This window comes from Novosphingobium sp. BL-S-21 (assembly GCF_055521655.1).
Window position 1 is genome coordinate 266,615 of the sequence record NZ_CM145495.1, and the last position, 23,500, is coordinate 290,114.

Annotated in this window: 18 protein-coding genes; 7 read left to right on the forward strand and 11 right to left on the reverse strand. The window is 68.1% G+C overall.

What is annotated here, in order from left to right; translation table 11 throughout:
• Positions 1 to 2,085 carry an amidohydrolase family protein gene (locus ACZ1J6_RS01115; RefSeq protein WP_134095989.1) on the forward strand — a complete coding sequence of 695 codons (2,085 nt, stop codon included), beginning with the start codon at positions 1 to 3 and terminating at the stop codon, positions 2,083 to 2,085.
• Positions 2,086 to 2,136: 51 nt separating this feature from the next.
• Here the strand turns inward: ACZ1J6_RS01115 and ACZ1J6_RS01120 are convergent, their stop codons facing one another.
• The 5 genes from ACZ1J6_RS01120 to ACZ1J6_RS01140 form a co-directional block, all read right to left on the reverse strand.
• On the reverse strand, positions 2,137 to 3,432 hold the full coding sequence (locus ACZ1J6_RS01120; RefSeq protein ID WP_134095933.1) for an APC family permease: 1,296 nt from the start codon (positions 3,430 to 3,432) through the stop codon (positions 2,137 to 2,139).
• Complete coding sequence (locus tag ACZ1J6_RS01125; protein WP_134095934.1) at positions 3,429 to 4,964, reverse strand: S10 family serine carboxypeptidase-like protein; 1,536 nt, start codon at positions 4,962 to 4,964, stop codon at positions 3,429 to 3,431. Before ACZ1J6_RS01125 ends, ACZ1J6_RS01120 begins: the two co-directional genes overlap by 4 nt.
• Positions 4,961 to 6,130 carry a pyridoxal phosphate-dependent aminotransferase gene (locus tag ACZ1J6_RS01130; RefSeq protein ID WP_132268891.1) on the reverse strand — a complete coding sequence of 390 codons (1,170 nt, stop codon included), beginning with the start codon at positions 6,128 to 6,130 and terminating at the stop codon, positions 4,961 to 4,963. Before ACZ1J6_RS01130 ends, ACZ1J6_RS01125 begins: the two co-directional genes overlap by 4 nt.
• Positions 6,131 to 6,215: 85 nt before the next feature.
• Positions 6,216 to 9,221: a TonB-dependent receptor domain-containing protein gene (locus tag ACZ1J6_RS01135; protein WP_465127377.1), complete on the reverse strand. Its 3,006-nt coding sequence runs from the start codon at positions 9,219 to 9,221 to the stop codon at positions 6,216 to 6,218.
• A gap of 150 nt (positions 9,222 to 9,371) precedes the next feature.
• Positions 9,372 to 10,853, reverse strand: coding sequence for a S10 family serine carboxypeptidase-like protein (locus tag ACZ1J6_RS01140; RefSeq protein ID WP_134095936.1), 1,482 nt, complete (start codon positions 10,851 to 10,853; stop codon positions 9,372 to 9,374).
• A 174-nt stretch (positions 10,854 to 11,027) separates the two neighbouring features.
• Between ACZ1J6_RS01140 and ACZ1J6_RS01145 the strand changes: the two genes are divergently transcribed.
• The gene (locus ACZ1J6_RS01145) at positions 11,028 to 12,296 is read left to right on the forward strand and encodes an aminotransferase class V-fold PLP-dependent enzyme (RefSeq protein ID WP_134095937.1); all 1,269 of its coding nucleotides are present in this window, start codon (positions 11,028 to 11,030) and stop codon (positions 12,294 to 12,296) included.
• 16 nt (positions 12,297 to 12,312) lie between these two features.
• The gene (locus tag ACZ1J6_RS01150; RefSeq protein WP_134095938.1) at positions 12,313 to 13,863 is read left to right on the forward strand and encodes a S10 family serine carboxypeptidase-like protein; all 1,551 of its coding nucleotides are present in this window, start codon (positions 12,313 to 12,315) and stop codon (positions 13,861 to 13,863) included.
• 64 nt (positions 13,864 to 13,927) lie between these two features.
• Here the strand turns inward: ACZ1J6_RS01150 and ACZ1J6_RS01155 are convergent, their stop codons facing one another.
• The 4 genes from ACZ1J6_RS01155 to ACZ1J6_RS01170 all read right to left on the reverse strand — a co-directional run bounded on the left by ACZ1J6_RS01155 (position 13,928) and on the right by ACZ1J6_RS01170 (position 17,089).
• On the reverse strand, positions 13,928 to 14,398 hold the full coding sequence (locus ACZ1J6_RS01155; protein ID WP_134095939.1) for a nuclear transport factor 2 family protein: 471 nt from the start codon (positions 14,396 to 14,398) through the stop codon (positions 13,928 to 13,930).
• Positions 14,398 to 15,024: a pyridoxamine 5'-phosphate oxidase family protein gene (locus tag ACZ1J6_RS01160; protein WP_134095940.1), complete on the reverse strand. Its 627-nt coding sequence runs from the start codon at positions 15,022 to 15,024 to the stop codon at positions 14,398 to 14,400. Before ACZ1J6_RS01160 ends, ACZ1J6_RS01155 begins: the two co-directional genes overlap by 1 nt.
• Before the next feature lie 71 nt (positions 15,025 to 15,095).
• Complete coding sequence (locus ACZ1J6_RS01165) at positions 15,096 to 16,079, reverse strand: alpha/beta fold hydrolase (protein WP_431567295.1); 984 nt, start codon at positions 16,077 to 16,079, stop codon at positions 15,096 to 15,098.
• Between the two features lie 131 nt (positions 16,080 to 16,210).
• The gene (locus tag ACZ1J6_RS01170) at positions 16,211 to 17,089 is read right to left on the reverse strand and encodes a LysR family transcriptional regulator (RefSeq protein WP_243841236.1); all 879 of its coding nucleotides are present in this window, start codon (positions 17,087 to 17,089) and stop codon (positions 16,211 to 16,213) included.
• A 170-nt stretch (positions 17,090 to 17,259) separates the two neighbouring features.
• Between ACZ1J6_RS01170 and ACZ1J6_RS01175 the strand changes: the two genes are divergently transcribed.
• Complete coding sequence (locus ACZ1J6_RS01175) at positions 17,260 to 18,657, forward strand: aldehyde dehydrogenase (protein WP_134095943.1); 1,398 nt, start codon at positions 17,260 to 17,262, stop codon at positions 18,655 to 18,657.
• A 52-nt stretch (positions 18,658 to 18,709) separates the two neighbouring features.
• Here the strand turns inward: ACZ1J6_RS01175 and ACZ1J6_RS01180 are convergent, their stop codons facing one another.
• Entirely contained in the window at positions 18,710 to 19,120 is a 411-nt protein-coding gene (locus tag ACZ1J6_RS01180; RefSeq protein ID WP_132268875.1) for a MarR family winged helix-turn-helix transcriptional regulator, read from the reverse strand.
• Between the two features lie 77 nt (positions 19,121 to 19,197).
• On the opposite strand from ACZ1J6_RS01180, the gene ACZ1J6_RS01185 reads away from it, so the two are divergent.
• From ACZ1J6_RS01185 to ACZ1J6_RS01195, 3 genes are all read left to right on the forward strand, one after another.
• On the forward strand, positions 19,198 to 20,031 hold the full coding sequence (locus tag ACZ1J6_RS01185) for a p-hydroxycinnamoyl CoA hydratase/lyase (RefSeq protein ID WP_132268873.1): 834 nt from the start codon (positions 19,198 to 19,200) through the stop codon (positions 20,029 to 20,031).
• Between the two features lie 25 nt (positions 20,032 to 20,056).
• Positions 20,057 to 22,180, forward strand: a complete 2,124-nt coding sequence (locus ACZ1J6_RS01190) for an acetate--CoA ligase family protein (protein WP_134095944.1) — start codon at positions 20,057 to 20,059, stop codon at positions 22,178 to 22,180.
• A gap of 85 nt (positions 22,181 to 22,265) precedes the next feature.
• Entirely contained in the window at positions 22,266 to 22,643 is a 378-nt protein-coding gene (locus ACZ1J6_RS01195) for a VOC family protein (RefSeq protein WP_134095945.1), read from the forward strand.
• Here the strand turns inward: ACZ1J6_RS01195 and mddA are convergent.
• Positions 22,624 to 23,379 carry a methanethiol S-methyltransferase gene (gene mddA, locus ACZ1J6_RS01200; protein ID WP_134095946.1) on the reverse strand — a complete coding sequence of 252 codons (756 nt, stop codon included), beginning with the start codon at positions 23,377 to 23,379 and terminating at the stop codon, positions 22,624 to 22,626. The two genes, ACZ1J6_RS01195 and mddA, sit on opposite strands and share 20 nt — an antisense overlap.
• Positions 23,380 to 23,500 lie beyond the last annotated feature (121 nt).

The following is a 23,500-nucleotide window of genomic DNA, read 5'->3' on the forward strand; positions in this document are numbered from 1 at the left end:
ATGAGACCGACCGCCGGCCTGCGCTGGCTCGCCTGTTCCGCCCTGGCGCTTTCGGCCGCCGCGCTCCATGCCGAGACCCAGCGCTTCGCGGTGATCGACAATGGCGAGAACGTCGGCCATGTCCTGGCCGATATCGAGGGCGATACCGTCTCGATCGACCACGACGTCAAGAGCAACGGCCGCGGCCCGACGATGCACGAGACGATCGTGCTGGGCGCCCAGGGGCTGCCCACGAGCTGGACCCTGCAAGGCACGTCGACGTTCGGCAACAAGGTGGACGAGCAGTTCACGGCCAAAGGCAAGCGGCTGTCCTGGGTCGACACCACCGGCAAGGGCGCGATGGCGGCCAGGGTGCCCACGCTTTACGTCGCGCAGGAGGGCAGCCCGTTCTCGCTCGGCCTCTATGCCCGCGCGCTGCTGGCCGATGCCGATCATGTGCTCGCAGCGGCACCGGGGGGAACGCTCTCGCTGGAGGAAGAAGCGCCGGTCACGCTGGGCGGCACGGCCTATCGCGCGTTCCTGGTCAAGGGCATCGGCCTGACCCCCAGCGCGATCCTGCTCGACGACAAGGGCGCGCTCGTCGCGGCCTATTCGCCCACGAATGCCACGGTGCGCGAGGACCTTTCCTCGTTCGCCGGGGACCTGGCGAAGATCGCCGCCGTGCGTTCGGCCGAGCGCTTCGCCGCGATCCAGAAGAAGGTCGCGCATACGTATACCGCACCGATCCGCATCCGCGACGTGCGCGTCTTCGACCCGGCGAGCGGCAAGATCGGCGATCCGGTCTCGGTGGTGGTCTTCGGGGATCGCATCGCCTCGGTGGAGCCGCTGGACAGCCCTGCCTCACCCGGCGAGGCGACCGTGGAGGGTGCGGGCCGCGTGGTCATTCCCGGCCTGCACGACATGCATGCCCACGTCTCGCTGCAGTCCGCCCTGCTCTACATCGCCTCGGGCGTGACCAGCGTGCGCGACATGGGCAACGAGAACGCCTTCCTGATCGACCTGACGCACCGCATCGATGCGGGCGAAGTGGCCGGGCCGCGCATCGTGCGCAACGGCTTCCTGGAAGGACGCAGCCCCTACAGCTCGCGCAACGGCTTCATCGCGGGCAGCGAGGCGGAAGCGCTGGACGCGGTGCGCTGGTACGGCGCGCGCGGCTATTGGCAGGTGAAGATCTACAACAGCTTCAATCCCGCATGGGTGCCCGGCGTGGTCCGGGAGGCGAAGCGCCTGGGCATGGGCGTGACCGGGCACATCCCGGCCTTCACCAATGCCGATGCCATGATCGCGGCGGGCTATGACGAAGTGACTCATATCAACCAGCTCATGCTGGGCTGGGTGCTCGATCCCAGGGAAGACACCCGCACGCCGCTGCGCCTCACGGCCATGCGCCGGACGGCGGGGCTGGACCTTGCCTCTCCGCGCGTCGCCGCCACGCTCGATACGATGCAGGCGAAGCACATCGCGCTCGACCCCACGGCGGTGACGCTGGAACTGCTGATGATGAGCCGCGATGGCAGGATCAGCCCGGCGGTGGCGGGCTATTTCGATCACTTGCCGGTGGGCGTGCAGCGCAATCGCCGCCAGGGCATCGCCCCGATCAAGACGCCCGAAGATGCCGCCGGTTACGACGGCGCCTTCGTGACGATCAAGGCGCTGCTGCTGGACATGTACAAGCGCGGCATCACGCTCCTGCCCGGAACCGACGACGGCACCGGCCTGTCGGTCCACCGCGAATTGCAGATCTATGCCGAGGCCGGGCTGCCCACAGCCGAAGTGCTGAAGATCGGCACGCTTGGCCCCGAGCGCTACATGCACCGCGACCAGTCCTACGGCTCGGTCGAGAAGGGCAAGTATGCCGACTTCGTGCTGCTGGACGGCAATCCGCTGGAAGACCTGTCGGCGATCCATCGCATGGCGATGGTGGTGAAGGGCGGGACGGTCTACTTCCCTTCGGAAATCTGGCGCGAGGTGGGGGTGAAGCCCTTTGCCGAGGCGCCCCGGATCGTGGCGCCCGTGGCCGAGGCGAAGCCGGTGGCGCTGACCAATGGATCGGGCGCCGAAGCCCACGAGGACCTCGCGTTCTGAGCCGGTAGAGGGCGCGGGCAGGGGCCGATAGGCCGCCTGCCCGCGCCTTCCTCAACGTTCCCGGCGGGCGAAATACCAGATCGCGCCGATGCCGCCCCAGACCAGCAGCAGCACGTAGGGCCGCCAGTCCGCCTCGAGGCCCACGGCGATCAGGCCGAGCGCGCAGACCGCGCCGGCCAGGCCCAGGACCACCATCGTCCGGCGCGCCGGCCTGAAGCCCGCGCCTTCGTGAAGCTGCGGGTGGCCATGGGCGACGCGGGCGGCGGAAAGGCAGATGCTGCCGTATTTCACCAGGTTCGGGATGTTCACGGCCAGGAACAGGAACGTCAGCTCCATCGGCATCAGCAGTCCCACGCAGCCGATGCCGAAGACGGCGAACAGGGCCATGTGCGGAACGTGCGAGCGGGGATGCACGCGGGCGATGATCCGCGGCAGCACGCCCGCCTCGGCCATGGCGAAGAGGCTGCGGCTGAACATCGTGAAGATCGCGTTGAGGCTGGTGCCGATCGCGGCGACGGCGGCCAGCATGATCACCGGCACGGCCAGGGGCCCCATGAAGCGTTTGGCCGTGTCGAGGATCGGCGCCTCGCTGCCGGCCAGGGCTTCCGGCCCGAGCACGGTGAGCGCCACGAAGGCGACGGCCACGTAGAGCACCGTGGCCGAGCCGATGGCGAGCGCGATGCCGGCCGGGATGTTGCGGCGGCTGTTCGCCACTTCGCCGCCGGCTTCGGTCGCGGCCTCGATACCGAAGAACAGGCCCATCAGCAGCGGCGCGGCGGCGAGCGCGCCGTGGAAGCCCTTTGGCAGGAACGGTTCCAGCCGCGCCGGTTCCGACGCGGTGAAGCCGCCCCAGGCCACGAACAGGCCGAACAGCACGATCAGTGCGGCCACCATCGCCGTCTGCGCGCGGGCGGCGACATGGACGCCCACGAGGTTCGCCAGCAGCGCCAATACCAGCACCGCGAACATCGTCGGCTTGACCGGCAGCGGCACCAGCATCGAGACATAGCGCACCAGCACCAGCGCCAGCACGACCATGGCGCCCATGTTGGCGATGATGCGCATCCAGGCGATGAAGAAGCCCAGGGTGGGATGAAGATAGCGGGAAGGCCATACGAAGCTGGCGCCCGATACCGGATCGGCCGATCCGAGATAGGCATAGCTGACGGCGATCAGGTACATCGGCAGCGCCGCGATCACGACCGAGAGCAGCATGCCCGGCCCGGCCAGCCCGGTGGCGGGGGATACGGCGGAGAAGATCGACACGCCCACCGCCGTCCCCAGGCCGAGCGAGACGACGCCCCAGAGACCGATGCCCTTGCGCAGGGCCTGTTCCGCGTCGCTCACTTGCGCGCCCCCCGGCAGCCGTCGGCCGCGATGAATTCGGCAAGGTCGGACTGGAACCGCGCACGGCTGCCGTCATCGGAGTAGAAGACGTGGCCGCCGACGTAGCGGGCGTTGCGATAGCGCTCGCGGGGCAGGCTGGACTGCGCGAAAAGGTAGTCGGCCGCGCCGATGGTGGTGGTGGTGTCGTAGATCCCGGTGCCGACGAACAGGCGCAGGCAGGCGTTGCTGGCGGCGTGGCGCTCCACGGTGGCCATGAACGGCCAGTCCGCGAAAGGCGAATCCTCGGCGCCGTAGCTCCAGCTTCCCTCGAAGCGCGCGATCACCTTGTAGGCATCGGCGCCCGGCGCCTTGAGCGTGCCGGCCAGATAGTCCTTCATCGCCTGGCCGAAAGCCTCGGAGATCGACGAGGACGGATCGCCGGGCATCATTGTCGTGACGTTGTCGGGCCGGTCGGCCAGGTAGCGCGCGTCGTAGCGACCCATGACCTTGCCTTGCGCGCGCAGGAGTTCGACGCGGAAGTGCTCCTTGGAGATGCGCAAGTCGTTGGCGAGGTAGAACCCGGCGGGAATGCCGGTGAGTTCGGCCAGCCGCGCGGCCAGGCGTTCACGCCCGGCCTGCGGCAGGTCGCGGCCAAGGTAGAGCGCGGGCAGGTATTCCTCGCGGGCGAAGCGGGCGGCCTGCGCCGTCACGCTTTCGGGCGTGCAGGGGGCCTTCACCATGCCGTGATAGCAGGCGATGGCGGCCAGCGTCGGCAGCGACACCGCATAAGTCACCACGTTGTCGGGCCGCTGCGAGGTCTCGATCATGTTGAGCGCCTGGCCCAGCAGGACCACCCCGCGCACGTTCTTCCCAAGGCCCTGCCGGTCCAGCGCATCGAGCATGGCCACGGCGCGGATCGTGCCGTAGCTCTCGCCCAGGATATAGACCGGCGCCCCCAGGCGGTCATGGCCGCGCAGCCATTGCCGCACGAGGTCGGCGGCGGCGTTGGCATCGCCCTCCACGGTGTTGTAGGGCGCCGCGGCTGCCCCTTCCGGGCGGCTGGAAAAGCCGGTTCCGGGCGGATCGATGAACACTACGTCGGCGAGGTCGTAGAGCTTTGCGGGGCCGGGGCCGCTGCGGCCGGGGCGGGCATCGCGGCTCGCCGGGTCCTGCGGGACATGGGCGAGCACGGGGCCAAGCAGCCCCATGTGCAGATAGGCGGCAGAGGCGCCGGGGCCGCCGTTGAAGGCGAAGATCACCGGCCTCTCGGCCGAACGGGCGACCTTGCGCGAATAGGAGAGGTAGCCGGCCGTGGCCGCGGAACTGTCCGCGCCGGCTGAAACAGGGACAAGTCCCAGCTCGGCGCGGACAGGATGCGCGGGATCGGGTTGCGATACCCGCGCATCGATGAGGACCCGTTCGGCCGGCGGCGCGGCCGCGAGCGTCGGAAGGGGTCCGGCAGACGCCGCTGACAGTGCGATCCCCGTCAGCACCGAAAGGCGCAGCGGAGACTTCTTTTTGCGACCGAAGGGCTGCGGCGGCGTGAACTTCATGGCGTTTCCAGCTGCTTGTTATGTTCCCGATAGGTGATGAGGCCGTCGGTCAGGGCCTGAAGCCCGTAATCGAGGCGCGACGGCTCCATGGCGAAGCCGAGGCGGACATGTCCGGGCGCGCCGAAATATTCCCCCGGCGCCACCAGTACGCCGCAGCGATCGGAAAGCCAGCCGGAGAAGCGCTCGGTATCCCCGATCCCGACAAGGCGGGGGAAGGCGATGCAGCCGCTTTCCGGCAGTTCGCCCTCGGCCAGGCCCTCGGCCAGCCAGTAGGCATGGTAGGATTCGATGATCGGCCGCGCCTTGGCCAGCACGGAGAACGTATTGTCCAGAAACCGCGCGGGATGCTCGACGATGAGCGCGGACACTGCGTGGGCGAGGTTCGAGATCGCGAAGTCCACTTCCTGCGCCAGTTCGCGCACGGGATTGACCACGCTCTCGTCCCCGACGATCCAGCCGCAGCGCAAGGTGCTGAGACCGAAGATCTTCGTCAGGCTGTTGACCGAGACCAGCCGCGGCGAGGCGCCGAGCGAGGCGGCCGGGCGGATCCGCGTTCCGGCGTAAGGCGCATAGACTTCATCCACCACGACGAGGAGGTCGTGCCGCTCGGCGATCTCTCCCAGCGCGGCGATCGTGGCATCGTCCACCGCCATGCCCGAAGGGTTGTGCAGGTTGGAGATCACGATCATCCGCGTCTCCGGTCGCAGGCCGGCCTCGACCGCGCCCGGATCGATGGCGAAGCGCGGTGCCGGGCGCTCGAAGGTGTCCACCGCGATGCCGCTGGCCTGGGCCAGGTTGCCGAACAGTTCGAAGCTGGGGTTCTCCACCAGCACGCGGTCGCCCGGCGAAAGCAGCGCGCGGTAGATCAGGGACAGCGCCCCCGTGGCGCCGGTGGTCGTCAGCACCTGTTCCTCGCGCACGCCGTAGTCCCGCGCCAGCGCGGCCACGAGGTAGGGATTGCCCTTCACGAAAGTGCTGGCGTAGCGCGAGGTCATGCCCGCCTCGAAGCCTTCGAGCAGCACGTCGCGCAGCAGGTCGCGCGGCTCGGGGACCGAGCTTTCGAACAGGCTGACGAGGAGGCTGCGGGAATTGCTGTTCCGGATGATCGAGCGCCTGACCCATTGGGCGTAGGACTGCGAAGTCTGGTCGTCTGGGCGGGAAGCCATTGTCTCGTATCTGCCGGGTAATGCCGAGTGCGTCGGGTGGCGGCGGCGCCGGGAAGGGAATGTTCCCCGGCGCCGCCGGAACCCGTCACATCTTCAGCTTGGCGCCGATCCAGAATCGGCGGCCGAGGATGTCGCCATAGGCGATCTGCGGGTAGGAAGGCGCTTCGTCGGTGAAGTTGTCGATGCCGGCGCGGAAGGTGATCGCGCCCGCTTCGACTTGCGCCGAGATCGAGTGCGTCAGGTTGCTGTCCAGCATCGGGTTGGGGTTGGTTTCGATCGTGGCGTCATAGGCGGCACGGGTCTTGTCGAGGTAGTAGGCCTGGTAGCTCACCCGCACCGGACCCCTGGTCCAGTCCAGGTTGAAGCGGCCTTCCCAGGTGGGCTTCTCGTACGTGTTGTCGGTGCGGATATAGTTCTCGCCGGTGACCGAGGTGGTCAGCAGCGTGTTGTGCGTGGCGTTGACGCCGACGTGGAAGGCGCCGATCCGGCCAGGCTCGAAGGTGTAGTCGATGGCGTAGACTTCGCCGCGATACTTGACGACGCCGGCGTTGAAGGTCGTGGTGGTGCCGGCCAGGATCGTGCCGCCCGGGCTTACGCCGTCCGAGGAGGCAATGCGCGAGAACGCATTGCAGACCGCCGGATCGGGGGTGGTGTTGTCATAGCAGGCGGCCGTGAAGTCCTCGGTGGTGAAGGCCGAGAGACCGTCCTTGAGGTCGATCTCGATGCGGTCCGCACTGATCGTCAGGCCGGGGATGAACTTGGGCTGGAGCACGATACCGTACGTGAAGGTATCCGAGATCTCGTTGCGCAGGTTCGGGTTGCCGCCCGTGGTGATGGTGGCGCGCTCGAAGTTCTCGGCCGGGTCCTGGAACCGGGCGAGGCGTTCGGCGGGGCTGAGGCCCGCATTGGTGTCGGCCTCTACGCCGTAGTTCGCGTTCGCGGTGAAGGCGGCCAGGCAGTTGGCGTAGCGTACCGAAGGGTTGGCGCCGCTGTTGATGCGGTCGGCGTCGCAGGGGTCGTAGCCCACCGAACCGAGCGAGGTCGTCGTCGGCGCGAACAGCATCGCCAGGGTGGGCGCGCGGAAGTTGCGGCTGCGGCTGACGCGCAGGGTCACGCCGTCCACCGGCTGCCAGCGCAGGCCGAGATCCCAGACCTGCTCCTTGCCGGCGATCGAGTTGTCGACCAGGCGGCCCGCCGCGCTGGCTTCCAGCATGTGCACGATCGGCACGTTCATCGCGCTGTCGATCAGCGGGATCAGCAGTTCGCCGGAGAGTTCGTCGGTATTGTATCCGGCCGACTGCGCCATCTCCAGCGTGCCGCCGCCGAACAGGCCCTGCTGGTTGGCGGCGAGCGGGTTGTAGGAAACCTGCTCGTCGCGGTGCTCGTAGGCCAGGCTGAACTTCACCGTGCCGCCCGGCAGGCGGATCACGTCACCGCCGAGCGTGGCGAGAATGTCGGTCTGCTCGTTGCGATAGTCCAGTCCGGCGCGCACGCTTACGTACTTCTGCGCGGCCTTGGAGACATTGCCGTTGCCGAAGGGGTTGATCGGCGCGCAGGCCGCGTCGTCGTTGGTGGCATCGGCGTCGGCGTTGATGCCGCAGACGATCTGGCCGCCCGAGAGCACCGCGTCGATGGCGTTCGCGTACTTGGCGTTGTCCACTTCCCAGCGGCGCTGCGAACCGTCGACCCGGGCATAGCTGCCGGAAACCGACCAGTAGAAGTTGCGGCTTCCGGCCGAGAATTCACCGTCCACGCCGAGCAGGGCGCGATAGGTGTCGGTCTTGTAGCGCTGGAGATTGTCCGGCGTCAGGTCCTGGAAATACTTGGACAGGAACAGCGGCGCACCGGCCGCGAAGGCCGGGCGGGCGGCGGAAAGCGCGGCCTTGGCCTGGTCGGTCAGGTAGGGGTTGTCGATCGTGAAGACCACCGGCCCCGCGTAAGTGCCGAAGTTCAGGATCGTGCGGCTCTGGCCCTGCGGGATCTCGGTGCCTTCGGTATGGGCATAGAGCAGTTCGGTGCGCAGGGTGATCGCGTCGGTCAGGTCGTAGTGCGCGATCAGGTTGCCGGTGAAGCGCTGGACGCCGGTGCGCAGCCCCGCCAGGTCGCGATAGGCGAAGCCCTGTCCGCCGCTGGAGAAGGGAATGCCCACGCTGGTGCCGGGATCGTAGGGCACCACGTTGCCACTGGAATCGAACTGCAGCGGCGTGCCGTTCGACTGGGTCAGGAAGCGCGTGAAGGGGGCGGGCGTGTTGAACAGCACACCGTTCGAGTTGAATTCCCAGAAGTGCGCGTCGAGCAGTTCCTTGACCGAGGGAATGCCGTCGCTGGGGCCGGTATCGTCCGGGTTGCTCACCGTCAGGCGGCCCAGCGCCGAAAGCGGGCGCGCGGCGAACATCAGCGTAGGCGACTGGGCATAGTTCAGGTCGATGGCGACATTGCCGCGCCCGTCGGCGAAGTTCTTGCCCGCCGTGCCGCGCAGGCTGTAGGTGTGATAGTCCCCGCGCGAGGAAATGCCGTTCTGGCCATCGAGTTCGAGGCCTTCGAAGCTTTCCTTCAGCACGTAGTTGACCACGCCGGCGATGGCGTCCGATCCATAGACCGCCGCGCCGCCGCCCTGCACCACTTCGACCCGGTCCAGCAGGCCGAGCGGGATGATGTTGGCATCCACCTGGGCATCGCCCAGGCCCGAGGAGCTGGTCACCATGCGGCGGCCGTTGAGCAGGGTCAGCGTGCGCCCGGCGCCCAGGCCGAAGAGGTTGGGGAACTGCTGGCCCGAACCGCTGCCTTCGCCGCTGCCGTCGGCCTGGTTGAGCATGGGGCTGTTCGAAGTGAGCTGGTTCAGCGCTTCCGAAGCGCTGATATAGCCGCGATCCGCGATCGTCTGGCTGTCCACGACATTGAGCGGGGCGGTCTCGTCCGAGGCGTCGCGGCGAATGCGCGATCCGGTGACGACGATGTCCACGGCGGAGGCGCTGTCGTCGGCAGCCGGCGCGAGGTCCTGCGCGAAGGCCGGGGCGGCGAACAGCGCGGCGACGGCGGTGGAAACCATGAGCGCCGCCAGGCCGGCCCTCTCCATGCGTGACTGGATCATCGAACTACCCCTCATGTGCTCTATGCGTTTTTAATCCCTGAGCGAGAGACTAGCGCAGGCGGGCAGCGAGGGGGTTGCGTTGTGCGATGCGCGGGTGAGGCTGTTTGAATTGAAATTTCGCACCGAAGAGGAATCGCGAAATTTCTAGCCTCACTTTGCCGCGGGTTGTGAATTGCGGAAGAAGGCGGACAAGTCGCTGGCGAATTGCACGGCCTCTGCGGGTTCCTCGTACATCATGTGGCCGCCGCGATAGCAGTGCGCCGTGATCCGCTCCGCCAGGGCGGCGGGAAAATCGGCGGCGGCCTGCCGGTTGGCGGCGCAGCCGTTAAGCGAATCGTAAAGGCCGGTCGCCACCAGGACCCGCATGGCAGGCGCCTTCTCCAGAGCGCGCTGAACCCAGGGCTGCGATGCGCTGGGCGGGCCTTCGCCGGCCATCGCGCGGGCGAGCGATTCTTTGGTGATGGGCGATTGGTCGTATTGCCAGTCGTTGCCTACCGGCAGCTCCGGAATGTCGATCCCGGCGTATTGGCCCTGCCGATAGCCCAGCGTCTGGCGGTAGAAGGCCAGGATCGCGGCATCGCCGGCCTTGTCGTCGGCCGGCGGCGCGGTGCGGCGCATGTCGAAGATGCCCAGCGTCTTGCCCTCCGATGCCAGCAGCCTGGTGCGGAAGTCCCGCGGCGATACCCAGAGCGTCTTCGCGTCGATCGCGGCCGGTGCAAGTCCGGTATAGCGCGCCAGGCCGGCCACCACGCGGGCGCGGTCGCCGGGGGCATCGGGATGGGCCAGGGCGGGATACCAGACCTCCCGCGCCCATTGCTCGGCAGCGGCAAGGGTCCTGGCCGGCTTTGCCGCCAGCGCCGGGTCGAGCTTGCCGAGGGCGAGCGCCGTTGCCGTGCGATTGGGCAGGGTCAGCGCGCGCATCAGCGCCCGGTCGCGTTCCTCGCCCATCGGTATGCCGCCGGAAACGAGCGCGATCCCGGCGACCGGCTGGCCTGCGTCGATCAGGGCTTCCGCCACGCCGGCCGCGCGCCAGGTGCCGAAACTTTCGCCGACGAGATAGACCGGCGCCTTCTCGCGCCCCCGGCTCTTGAGAAAGTTCAGGATGAACGCCGTCGTGGCGGAAAGGTCTCCGGTGGTCGAATAGAGGCTCTTGGCCGCGCGTTCGGAAGCGGCCCGGCTGAAGCCCGTTCCGGCGGGATCGAGAAATACCAGGTCGGCCGCGGCCAGCGGGCTGCCGGGATTGTCCGCCAGCGCGGCGCCCCTGAGCGTTCGCGGGCCGAGGGCATGGAACTGCAGCAGGCGCGAATCCGCGCCGGGCCCGCCGTTCCACACGAAGGCGATGGGCCGGGTTTCGGGGCTTGCGGCCTTTGCGAAGTAGGCGGTGTAGAACAAGTCGGCCTGCTTGCCGGTCTGGCGGTCGCCGATCTCCATGGTCCCGGCACAGGCGGCATAGTCCATGCGGCCGAGCCGGGCCGAGGCACCGGATTCCGCAGGGGTGCAGGCGCTGCCCGCCGGTTCGGCATGGGCCGGGATGCTGTTCCCCAGAGTGGGGGTATTGGTCCCCAGTGCGGCGGCGATCAGGGCGGTGAAGATCCGTGCCGGGCGAGGCAGGCGGTTGGGCTTGGCAGGCATCTGGGACCTTTCACGGGGATCAGCTTCCCGCCGACCCTAGCCGAGTTGTGGAGGCAAGTTTATGCGCGAAGGGGGACGTCGCGCGATCACCTTCGGCACCCGTCCTTGACTGCCGATGCAGCAACGCCCGAAATGCGCAATTCTTATGCGCAAGCCTTTGCCTAGGATGCGTAAATGATCCAACGATCCGATTCGCCCGCCGAAACCGCACTTTCCCGTCGCACCTTGCTGCGCGGTTCGGCGCTCCTGCCGCTGGCCCCGGCGATGGCGGGAGAGGCCCTTGCGGCCGCGCCTGCCGCGGCCGGTTCGCTTTCGCGGGCGGGCGACTTCGCGCCCATGGCCAAGGTCTACCTCGATTCCGGCACCATGCATCCGGTGCCCTTGCCGGCCAAGGCATCGGTGGACGCCTATTTCCGGACCCGCACCGAAATGCGCGAGTGGTCCAGCCACGATACCGAAGTCCGCATCAAGTCCGCCTTCGCCCGCCTCATCAACGCAGCCCCGGAAGACCTCGCTTTCGTCCAGAGCACGACCGCGGGAGAGCAATCGATCGTCGATGCGCTCGACCTGCCGGCCGCCAAAGGCAGCGTGGTGACCGATACGCTGCATTTCTTCGGCTCGTTCTGGCTTTACGACCAGCTTGGCAAGCAAGGCGTGGACGTGCGCTGGATCCGGCCGACGGACGGCCGGATCGATCCCGATGCCTACGAGAAGGCGATCGGTCCCGATACGAAGCTGGTCAGCCTCTCGCTCGTCTCCACCTACAACGGCTTCGAGCATGACCTGAAGCGCATTTGCGAGATCGCCCATGCCCGCGGCGCGCTGGTCTATGCCGACATCATCCATGCGGCGGGCACCGTGCCGATCGACGTCAGGGCCACCGGCGTCGATTTCGCGGCGACGGCCAGCTACAAGTGGCTCATGGGCGATTTCGGGCTGGGCTTCCTCTATGTCCGCCCGGACCGGCTGCCGCGCCTCAAGCGCAAGCGCTTCGGCTACTATCAGCTCGATGGCTTCAACCCGCACGTCTATCCCTACGACCAGCCCGGCGAGACTATCGCCGACATGACGCCGCGCAGCGATGCCGAAGGCCTGTTCGCCATGGGCACCCATTCGCACGCGGTGATGGCCCAGCTCGACTGGTCCCTGGCGAAGCTGCTGGAGCTGGGCGTGGACAATATCATGGCCCATCGCCAGCCCCTGCTGCGCCGCCTGCACGAGGCGCTGCCGGCCAAGGGTTACACGGTCGTCACGCCGCGCGACTGTCGCAGTCCCTTGCTCACATGCGTCCTGCCGGATGCGCACAAGGCGCTGGCCGAGCCGCTGAACCGGGCCGGGGTGGCGATCACGCTCAGCCGCAACCGGTTCCGCATCTGTCCTTCGTGGTTCAACACGATGGACGACATCGAACGCCTGATCGCCGCGCTGCCGGCTTCCTCCTGATCCGGAACCAGACCCCATGTCCGCCAAGAAGACCGTTTTCCTGCGTTCCAGCCTGCTAGCCCTGTCCGCGCTCCTGCCTGTGGCCGCGCTCCTGCCCGCGGGTCCGCTGCTGGCGCAGGACGAAAGCCTGCCGATGCCGCCGGTATTCCTCAAGGCCATGGAGCCGATGGTGGAGCGTCCTGCCGCCAGCGACAGGGTCGTGCTCACCCGCCACGAGGGAACCTTCGGCGGCCGAAAGCTGGGCTATGACGCGATCGTCACCGAAACGCCGGTGGCGAACGCCAAGGGGCAGACGGCGGCGGTGGTCGTCACTTACGCTTATGTCGCGCGCAATGCGGCCCATGCGAAGCACACCGGGGCGCGTGCGAAGCGGCCGGTGCTGTTCTTCTTCAACGGCGGCCCCGGCGCATCGTCCTCGCCGCTGCACCTCAACGCCTTCGGCCCGCGCCGGATCGTCGGCAAGGGTGATGCCGCGCGGCTGGACGACAATCCGCACAGCCTGCTCGACGTGGCCGACCTGGTGTTCATCGATCCGCCGGGCACCGGCGCTTCGATGCCGGTGAAGGGCGCCGATGCCACCAGCCTGTTCTCGGTCTCCGGCGATGCCGCCGCCGTGGCCGACGTGGTGCAGCGCTGGCGCCGGGCCAATGGCCGCACCGATGCGCCTTTCGCGATCGTGGGCGAAAGCTACGGCACCGCACGGGCGCTGGCCATGCTCGATGCCGAAAGCAAGGCGAAGCTGCCGCTGCCCAACGGCGTGGCGCTGTTCTCGCTTTCGCTGGGCGACAACGACGGCCCCGTGATCTCCGACGTTTCGCTCCTGCCCACGCTCGCCGCCGTCGCCTGGTATCACCAGGCCGTCGACCGCAAGGGCAAGTCGGTGGCGGAGCACTTCGCCGAAGCCCGCGCCTTTGCGGAGAACGACTATGCCCGCGCCCTCATCGCCGGCGCGTCGCTGCCGGAGGCCGACCGGGCGAAAATCGCCGCACGCATCTCGGAACTGATCGGGATCCCCGCGGCGACGCTGGAAAAGGACGGGCTGCAGCTGGACCGGCAATCCTTCATGCTCGGCCTGCTTTCCGCCAAGGGCCTGCGCACCGGCCAGCTCGACGGCCGCGCGACGCGGGCCATTGCCGAATCCAACATGCACCCGCCCTTCGACGATCCTTCCATGACGCTGGGCGGGGAGACCGGCCATCTGATCGCCGACTACATCGGCAAGGACCTGGGCTATCCCTTGCCGAGCGCCTATCGCACGCTCAACCTGGGCATCAACTTCAAGTGGGACTGGGGCCGCGGCGAAGTCTATCGCACCGTGCGCTTCGCGCCCTTCCTGGCCAGGGCCATGGCCGACAAGCCGGACATGAAGCTGATGACGGTGGGCGGTTACTACGACATCACAACGCCGGTCGCGGCGGGGCAGTTCGCGCTCGACCATGCCGGGATCGGGCCGGATCGCCGCACCTCGAAGACTTATGCGGCGGGCCATTCGGTGTTCGAGGACGAAGGCGAACTGACGCGTTTTGCCGCGGACATGCGTGCCTGGGCCGGGACGCTGGGCCGCTGAACGTCCCGATGTGCCGGGCCGGGTGCGCTGACAGGCCACACCGCGCCCGGCGCAGCGGATATCGTCAGAGCCCGAGGTCGCTGAGGCCGCGGTGCTCGTCCGGACGGCGCCCGAGCGGCCAGTGGAACAGCCGGTCGGCCTCGGCGATGGGGGCATCGTTGATGCAGGCCAGGCGTCTGCGCATCAGGCCATCGGCGTCGAACTCCCAGTTCTCGTTGCCATAGGAGCGGAACCAGTCGCCGCTGTCGTCGTGCCATTCGTAAGCGAAGCGCACGGCGATGCGGTTTTCGCGGAAGGCCCAGAGTTCCTTGATCAGCCGGTAGTCGCGCTCGCGCTGCCATTTGGCGGTGAGGAAAGCGATGATGGCCGGGCGTCCGTTCAGGAATTCGGCGCGATTGCGCCATGCGCTGTCAGGCGTATAGGCCAGCGCGACCCGGGCGGGGTCGCGGCTGTTCCAGCCATCCTCGGCCAGGCGCACTTTCTCGGCCGCGCTTTCGGCAGTGAACGGCGGCAGCGGCGGGCGCGGGTTTTCCATCATGCGTGTCCTTCTTCCAGGCGGCTGCGCAGGGCTGCGTTCTCCGCCTCCAGTTCGGCCATCCGCTCGTGCAACGGGCGGACCGCCTGTTCGATTTCCCGCTCGGTGAAGCGGGGCGTGATGTGCTGGGGGCAGTTCCAGTCGAACGCCGCCAGCCGCAACCGGAAGATCCGCTCCGGCCGCGCCTTGTAGCCGGGGTCCATGACGAGATCGGTCAGCGCCGCATCGGCGTCAAGCGAGAGCTTCTCGACATGGGCATAGATCTTCAGCCGCATGCGGCGCGGATAGTCCATCAGGATCAGGCAGGCCCGGTCGTTCGCGGCCAGGTTGCCGGTGCTGATGTACTGGCGGTTGCCGCGATAGTCGGCGAAGGCCAGCGTCCGTTCGTCCACCAGCTTGAGGAAGCCGGCGGGGCCGCCGCGATGCTGGACATAGGGCCAGCCGTCCTCGGATACGGACCCCATGTAGAAGCTGTCGCGCGCGGCGATGAAGGCCGCCTCGTTCGCGGTGAAGCGGTCGAATTCGCGGTCTCCCTCGAAGTGGGCCCATTGCCGGTCGGCGCCCATTTCCGCCTGGGCCGCGCGAACGCTGGGCGTCATGGCGATATCCAGAAATCCGTAGGACATGGTCCATCTCCAAAGCGATGACGGGTGGTAAAAGGGTGCCGGGCGGGTGCCCGGCCCCCTTGTGGCCCGGATCAGCGGGTCGCCACCTCACGGTCGAGGAAGCTGCGGATGAGCGGCGCCATCTCGTCCAGCTTGTCCTCCAGCGCGAAGTGCCCGGTGTCGAGGATGTGCATTTCGGCCTGGGGCAGGTCGCGCAAGTAGGGATGAGCGCCGGACTCGGGGAAGATCATGTCGTTCTTGCCCCAGACGATCAGCGTCGGCGGCCTGTGTTCGCGGAAGAACTGCTGGAACGCGGGATAGAGCGGCACATTGGTGCGGTAGTCGTAGAACAGGTCGAGCTGGATCTCGCGGTTGCCCGGCCGGTCGAGCAGGGCCTGGTCGTGGACCCAGTTGTCCGGGCTGATGCGGGTGACGTCGCGGACGCCGTCGGTGTACTGGAAGCGGGTGGCTTCCGGCGTGACGAGCCAGGCCTGCGCCTCGCGGTCCTCGGCCGATCCGCTCTGCCAGTAGGTCTTGATCGGGTCCCAGAACGCGCCGAGCCCCTCGTCATAGGCATTGCCGTTCTGCACGATCAGTCCGGTGACGCGCTCGGGGTGCTTCAGCGCCAGCCGGTAGCCCACGGGCGCCCCGTAATCCATGACATACATGGCATAGTGCGCGGCGCCGATCTGCTCCAGCAAGGCGTCGACCAGGTCGGCATAGTGGGCGAAGCTGTAGTCGAAGGCGGTGTGGTCCGGTGCGTCGCTCTGGCCGAAGCCGGGATAGTCCGGCGCGATCACGCGGTAGCCGTCCGCCAGCAGCGGGATCAGGTTGCGGAACATGTGCGAAGAGGTGGGGAAGCCGTGGAGCAGAAGCACCACCGGAGCGTCCGCCGGGCCGGCTTCGCGATAGGCCATCGTCAGGCCTTCGACCGTGGCGGTGCGGTAGTGGATGGCGGCGGAGGCCGCATTGTGGGCCGCGGCGGAGGCCGTATTGTGGGCGGCGGCGGAGGCCGCATTCTGGGTGGCGGCTTGGAACGTCTGGGGGAGCGGAGCGGGGATCAGGGGCTTGGTCATGTCTTCCACTTTCGTGAGAGCGGCCGAGCGAGCTGCGTCAGCCTCTGATGGAAGAAGTAGTTCTTATGCCCGATCTCGATAATCGGGTGTCTGCGGAACTCATTGTTCCTATTTGAGGAATAATGACTCCGTCACTGCAACAGGTCGTTGCCGCGCAGGCGCTGGACGGCCAGGTCCACGAAAGCCCGCACTTTGGCTGTGGCATGCCGCCCCTCGGCATGGACGACGTGGATCGGCATCGGGCTTTCGGCATGATCGTCCAGCACGGACTGCAGGCGCCCCGCCGCCAGCGCCGGGCCGACCTGGTAGGACAGCACGCGGGTGATGCCCCAGCCCTGCTCGGCGGCGGCGATGGCGGCCTGGTTGGTATTGCACAGCAGCCGCGGGTGCACGGTCACGCGGGTCCGTCCGTCGGGGCCGAAGTGCCACTCCGGGGAGACCCAGGCGCCGGTCGGCACGATCACGCGGTGATCCGCCAGATCGGCTGGGGAGCGAGGCACGCCGTGCCGCTCGAAATAGGAAGGCGCGCCGCAGATCGTCCGCCGCACCCAGCCCACGCGCGTGGCGCTGAGGCCCGAGGCGGGGAGATGCCCGATCCGCACGGCGACATCGATCCCTTCCTCGACGATGTTGACGCCCCGGTCCACGAAGAGGCTGCGGCCGGTGACGCTCGGGAACATGTCGAGATATTCCAGCAGGATCGGCAGGACGTGCATCTGTCCGAACATGATCGGCCCGGTGACGATGAGCGTGCCGGTGGGATTGCCGTGCGATCCCGCCGCGGAAGCCTCCGCTTCGGCGATGTCGGCCAGGATGCGGCGGCAATCCTCGAAATAGCGCTGGCCGGCCTCGGTCATCTTCACCGATCGCGTCGTTCGCGCCAGCAGCCTGACCCCGATGTCCTCTTCCAGGCCCGATACCGCCCGCGTGACGGCCGGCGGGCTGAGATGCATCTGCCGGGCCGCCTCGACGAAACTCGCCGTTTCCGCCACCCGGACGAAGATCCTCATGGCTTGCCACCGGTCCAATTCCACATCCTTCAGCCATGCAACGCTGGGCGGACGATGCGCGGAACAGGGCCTGCCGGTCAACGCCTTGCGGCCGTCAGCCGATGCGCCCCGCTTGCATGGGCTGGTTTAATGCTATAGCCAATAGCTAAATCTTTGGGAGAATCCACGCCATGAAGTTCGAGCGCATCAATCCGCTGACCGGCGACGTCGCCTCCAGCGCAGAGGCCATGACGGCCGAACAGATGCCTGCGATCGCCGCCCGGGCCGGCGCTGCGCAGCCTGCCTGGGGCGCGCTGGGGCCGAATGCGCGCCGCGCGGTGCTGCTGCGGGCCGCCGATGCGCTGGAAGCGCGCAAGGACGCGTTCGTCGATGCCATGATGGGCGAGATCGGCGCGACCGCGGGCTGGGCCATGTTCAACCTGACGCTGGCCGCCGGGATCGTGCGCGAGGCGGCCTCGCTGACCACCCAGATCACCGGCGAGATCATCCCCTCGGACAAGCCGGGCTGCCTGGCCATGGCGATCCGCGAGCCGGTGGGCGTGATTCTGGGCATTGCGCCCTGGAACGCCCCGATCATCCTGGGCGTGCGCGCGATCGCCGTGCCGCTCGCCTGCGGCAATGCCGTGATCCTCAAGGCCAGCGAGCAATGCCCGCGCACCCATGCCCTGATCATCGAGGCTTTCGCCGAGGCCGGATTCCCCGAGGGCGTGGTCAACGTCGTCACCAATGCCCCGGCCCAGGCGGCCGAAGTGGTGGGCGCGCTGATCGATGCGCCTGCCGTGAAGCGCATCAACTTCACCGGCTCCACCGCGGTCGGCAAGATCATCGCCAAGCGCGCGGCCGAGCATCTCAAGCCCTGCCTGCTCGAATTGGGCGGCAAGGCGCCGTTCGTGGTGCTGCACGACGCCGACCTGGATGAGGCGGTCAAGGCCGCGGCATTCGGCGCCTTCATGAACCAGGGCCAGATCTGCATGTCGACCGAGCGGATCATCGTGGTCGATGCGGTGGCGGACGCCTTTGCGGAGAAGTTCGCCGCGAAAGTCTCCACCATGACCACGGGCGACCCGCGCGAGGGCAAGACCCCGCTCGGCGCCGTGGTGGACCGCAAGACCGTGGACCACGTCAATGCGCTGATCGCCGATGCCGCCGACAAGGGAGCGCGCATCCTCACGGGCGGCGCGGCGGACAGCGTGCTCATGCCCGCGACCGTGGTGGACGGCGTGACTTCGGCGATGAACCTCTACCGCGACGAGAGCTTCGGCCCGGTCGTCGCCATGATCCGCGCGCGGGACGAGGACCACGCCGTCGAACTGGCCAACGACACCGAATACGGCCTTTCCGCCGCTGTCTTCACCCGCGACACCGCGCGCGGGCTGGGCGTCGCGCGGCGCATCCGATCCGGCATCTGCCACGTCAACGGCCCGACCGTGCATGACGAGGCGCAGATGCCCTTCGGCGGCGTCGGCGCCTCGGGCTATGGGCGCTTCGGCGGCCGGCAGGGCCTGGACAGCTTCACCGAGACCCGCTGGATCACGGTGGAAACGCAGCCGGGCCACTACCCGATCTGAGGGAACCGAGAGCGGGGCAACCCGCTCTCCACTTCGGCGGCGCGCCCGCCGCCTATCGCCAGATGGCGTTGAGCGCGGGGAGCAAGTGGTCGCGGTGCTCGGCGGGCACGCGGTCCAGCAGCTTCTGCTCGAACGCTTCGATCACTTCACCGAGTTCCGTGACTTTTGCCGCCCCTTCGGGCGTAAGCATGATCGCCAGCGATTTGCCGTCCAGCGGCTCGCGGCGGATCCAGCCGGCCGCTTCCAGCCGGTTCAGCAGCGGCACCATGTTGGCGCGCTGGATGTCCAGCGTCTTGCCGATCTGGCTGCTGGTGAGGTCCGAACGGTCCTGGACCAGCAGCAGCACGGCAGCCTCGGTGATGCGGAAACCGCGATCGCCCAGCAGGTCGCCCAGTTCGCCCATCACGGCATTGGCGGCGCGGCGCAGCGCATAGCCCGGCAGTTGCCCCAGAAGATCGGTCATGGTCCCTCGTTGTTTATGCTATTGACGATAGCAATCGTGTTGCTATGCATGACAGCAATCAAGGAAAGAGGATAGCCATGCAAGACCGCGCTGAAACCGATACCGTTTCCTACACCGTCGAAAACCGCATCGCCTGGGTTTCGTTCAATCGCCCCGAGAAGCGCAATTGCATGAGCCCCAGCCTCAACCGGCGCATGAAGGAAGTGCTCGACGAGCTGGAATTCCGCGACGACGTGGGCGTCCTGGTGCTGACCGGAGAGGGCACCGCCTTCTCGGCCGGCATGGACCTCAAGGAATACTTCCGCGAAAACGAAGAGAAGGGCCTCGGCCATGTCCGCAAGGCCCAGCGCGAAGCCTATGGCTGGTGGGAACGCCTGCGCTGGTACGAGAAGCCGACGATCGCGATGGTCAACGGCTGGTGCTTCGGCGGCGCTTATGGCCCGCTGTTCGGCTGCGACCTGGCGGTTGCCGCGGAAGACGCGCAGTTCGGCCTGTCCGAAATCAACTGGGGCATCCTGCCCGGCGGCGGCGCCAGCAAGATCATCGTCGAGCTGACCGGCTTCCGCAACGCCATGTACCACGCCATGATGGGCGAGAACATCGATGGCCGGAAGGCCGCCGAATGGGGCCTCGTCAACGAAGCGGTGCCGGCGGAGAAGCTCAAGGCGCGCGTGACCGAAGTGGCCACGGTCCTGCTCGGCAAGAACCCCGTGGCGCTGCGCGGCACCAAGTGGGCGATCCGCCGGGTGAGCGAGATGACCTTCGACAATTCGATGGACTACCTCGTGCGCACGCAGGAAGCGGCGAACTTCTTCGATGGCGAGGGGCGCAAGGAAGCCACTCGTCAATTCATCGACGACAAGACGTACAAGCCCGGTCTCGGCGCCTACGATCTGAACAAGGCGCGCTGAGCGCCAGGCCCTGGGAGAGGCAGCGATGAACGAAAGAACCCTGCCGAGGGACGCGATCGCGCGTCTGCTGCGGCCGCGCTCGGTCGCGGTGGTGGGTGCAAGCGACAAGCCCGGGGCGCTCGGCGCCTCGGTGCTGGGCAATCTCGACCGCAACGCGTTCGCGGGGGAGGTCTATCCCATCAACCCCAAGCGCGAGACGATCGGTTTCCGCACCTGCCTGCCTTCCGTGGAGGCTCTGCCCGAAGGCGTCGACGTGGCGGTCCTGGCGATCCCGCAGGCAGGCGTGGTGGACGCCGTGCGCGGTCTGGCCGTGCGCGGCTGCGGCGGCGCGATCATCTTCTCGGCAGGCTTTGCCGAGGGCGGTGAAGAGGGCAAGGCGCAGCAGGCGGAAATCGCCCGCATCGCCGCCGAGCACGGCATGGTGATCGAGGGCCCGAACTGCCTGGGCCTGGTCAACCATGTAGACGGCATACCGCTGACCTTCGTGGAGACCGACACGGTCGCCCCGTCGGGCCGCCGCGCGGTGGCGGTGGTGTCGCAATCGGGCGCGATGGCGGCCGTGCTCTGCACCACCTTCCAGGCGCGCGACCTGGCGATCAGCTATTCGGTTTCGACCGGCAACGAGGCCGCCAGCGGCGTCGAGGACTATGTCGACTGGCTGGTCGAGGATGGCGACACCCAGGTCATCGCCATGATCGTGGAGCAGTTCCGCCGTCCCGCGCGCTTCCTGGCCGCGGCGCGCCGTGCCCGCGCGGCAGGCAAGCAGGTGGTGCTGCTGCACCCCGGCAAGTCCAGCGCCGCGCGTGAGTCCGCCGCGACTCATACCGGGGCCATGGCGGGCGACTACAAGCTGATGCGCCGCAAGGTGGAGCGGGCCGGCGTGGTCTTCGCAGAAACGCTGGAAGAGCTGGGCGATATCTCCGAAGTGCTCCTGCGCGCGCCCGCGCTGGCGCAGGCGGAGCTGGCGGTGCTGGGCGAGTCCGGCGCCTTCAAGGCGCTGACGCTCGATCTGGCGGAAGAGCTGGGCATTGCCCTTGCGCCGCTGGGCGATGCGGATTCCCCGGCCCTGCGCGCCGCGCTGCCGCCTTTCGTGCCGGTCAGCAATCCACTCGACATCACGGCGCAGGGGTTGAGCCAGCCGGAGATATACACCCATACGCTGGCCGCTCTGCTGGACGATCCGCGCGTCGGCGGCGTGGTGGCGGGGATCATCCAGACCGATCCCGTGACGTGCGCCATCAAGGTGCCCGCGATCCTGGCCGCGCTGGAAGGCCGCACGATCGACAAGCCGCTGGTCTTCGCCGGACTGGACGAAGGCGCGCCGATCCCACCCGAGCATATCGCCGCGCTGCGGGCGCGGGGCATCCCCTGCTTCCCCAGCAACGAGCGGGCCTTCCGCGCGCTCGCGCGGCTGGGGGCGCTGGCGGCACGCGACCTCAAGGCGGCAGAGACGGCCCCGATGCCGGTGCCGGGTCTGCGCGACCGCGAGGGCGTGATCGCCGAGTACCGCGCGAAGGAACTGCTGGCGCCGCTCGGCTTCGCGTTCCCGGCAGGGCGCTTCGCGGACAGCGCCGAGGCTGCCGTCTCGGCTGCCGATGCGGTGGGCTATCCGGTGGCGATGAAGGCCCAGGCGGCGGCGCTGGGGCACAAGAGCGACGCGGGCGGGGTGATCCTGGGGCTGGCGGATGCCGATGCGGTGGCCCAGGCGTGGACGCGCATCCATGCCAATGTCGGCGCCTACGATGCCGCGCTGGTGCTGGACGGCGTTCTCATCGAGAAGATGGGCGCACGCGGGCTGGAAATGATAGTCGGCGGTCGCAACGATCCCGAGTGGGGCCCGGTGGTCCTGGCCGGGTTCGGCGGCGTGACGGCGGAAATCCTGCAGGACGTGCGCCTGTTCACGCCCGACATGACGCAGGAGCAGATCGCGGCGGAGCTGATGGAGCTTGAAAGCGCGCCGCTGCTGGCCGGCTATCGCGGATCGCCGGCCCTCGATGTACGGGCGCTGGCGCGGCTGGTAGCGCAAGTGGGCGCGATCCTGGCGGCAGAGCCTTCGCTGGCGGAGATCGACCTCAACCCGGTGATCCTGCATCCCACTGGGCAGGGTGCGGTGGCGCTGGATGCGCTGATGCTCGTCAGTCCCGCCTGACGGGTCGGACCGTCATCCGGTTCCGGCGAAGCGGCAGCAAAGCCCCCGCGCCGGAACCGGATCGCCCGGCGCTCGTTCCCCGGGCATGCTCCATCACGTTTCCCTCGGCACGTCCGACCTCGCCCGCGCCCGCGCCTTCTATGACCCGGTCATGCGCGAGCTGGGGCTGTCGCGGACCCTGGATGTGGATGAGGCGGTCGGCTACGGGGCGGGGATCACCGTGTTCAGCCTCAACCTCCCGGCAGATGGCGGCGCGGCGACGCCGGGCAACGGCGTCCACATCGCTTTCGAAGTGGAAGCGCGCGCGGCGGTGGAGGCGTTCTTCCGCGTGGCGATCGCCAGCGGCGGCAGCGCCGACGGGGCACCCGGACTGAGGCCGGAGTACGACCGTCACTACTATGCCGCCTTCGTGCGCGATCCCGACGGCAACAAGATCGAGGCGCTCACTTTCGCGGCGGCCTAGAAGTTTTCCCCGGGAACCGCGGCACCAGCATGCCCACGCGCAGCCGATAGCTCTCGTAGTCGTGGCCGAACAGATGCACCAGGTCGCGCTCCTCGTAGCGGATGGCGATCAGGATATAGGCCGAGATTCCCAGCGCCAGCAGCAGGTGGCCGGCGGTCATGGTCGGCGCGGCCCAGAAGGCCAGGAAGAAGCCCGAATAGAGCGGATGGCGCACGACGCGGTAGAACAGCGGCTGGCGCATGCGCGGGGCGGCGGGCGTTCCTCCGCGCGCGTGGCGGATGACCTGGCTCAGGCCGAAGAGTTCGAAGTGATCGATGAGGAACGTGCTCGTCAGCACGATCACCCAGCCCGCGGCGAACAGCGCCCAGACCAGCGCGCGGGGCGTCGGGCCGGAAAGATCCCAGACGACCGCGGGGATGGGCCGCCACAACAGGAACAGCACGATCAGCGCGAGGCTGGCAAAGAGCACATATGTGCTGCGCTCGATCGGGGGCGGGACGATCCGGGTCCATCGCCGCTTGAAGCCCTGCCGCGCCATCACGCTGTGCTGGACGCCGAACAGCGCGATCAGCGCCAGATCGAGCACCACTGCCGCCGCGAAAGGAGCGCCCGGTCCGCGGTCCACCGTGAAGGGAAGACCCGGAACATTGCCGAGGAAGCCGATCAGATAAAGGAAAGTCGCCAGGAACAGTCCGTAGACGACCAGGGCGTAGACCAGAAAAGCTGCCTTGTGCATGGCGAGGTCCCAACGTCAGGGGCCAGCACCATGGCCCGGCAAGAGGGCCCATCGTCAGGGTAACGGACCCTTTCTGCGCAGGCCGACGCTTGCAGGCCGGGCCTACGCGTGCAGGACGGAT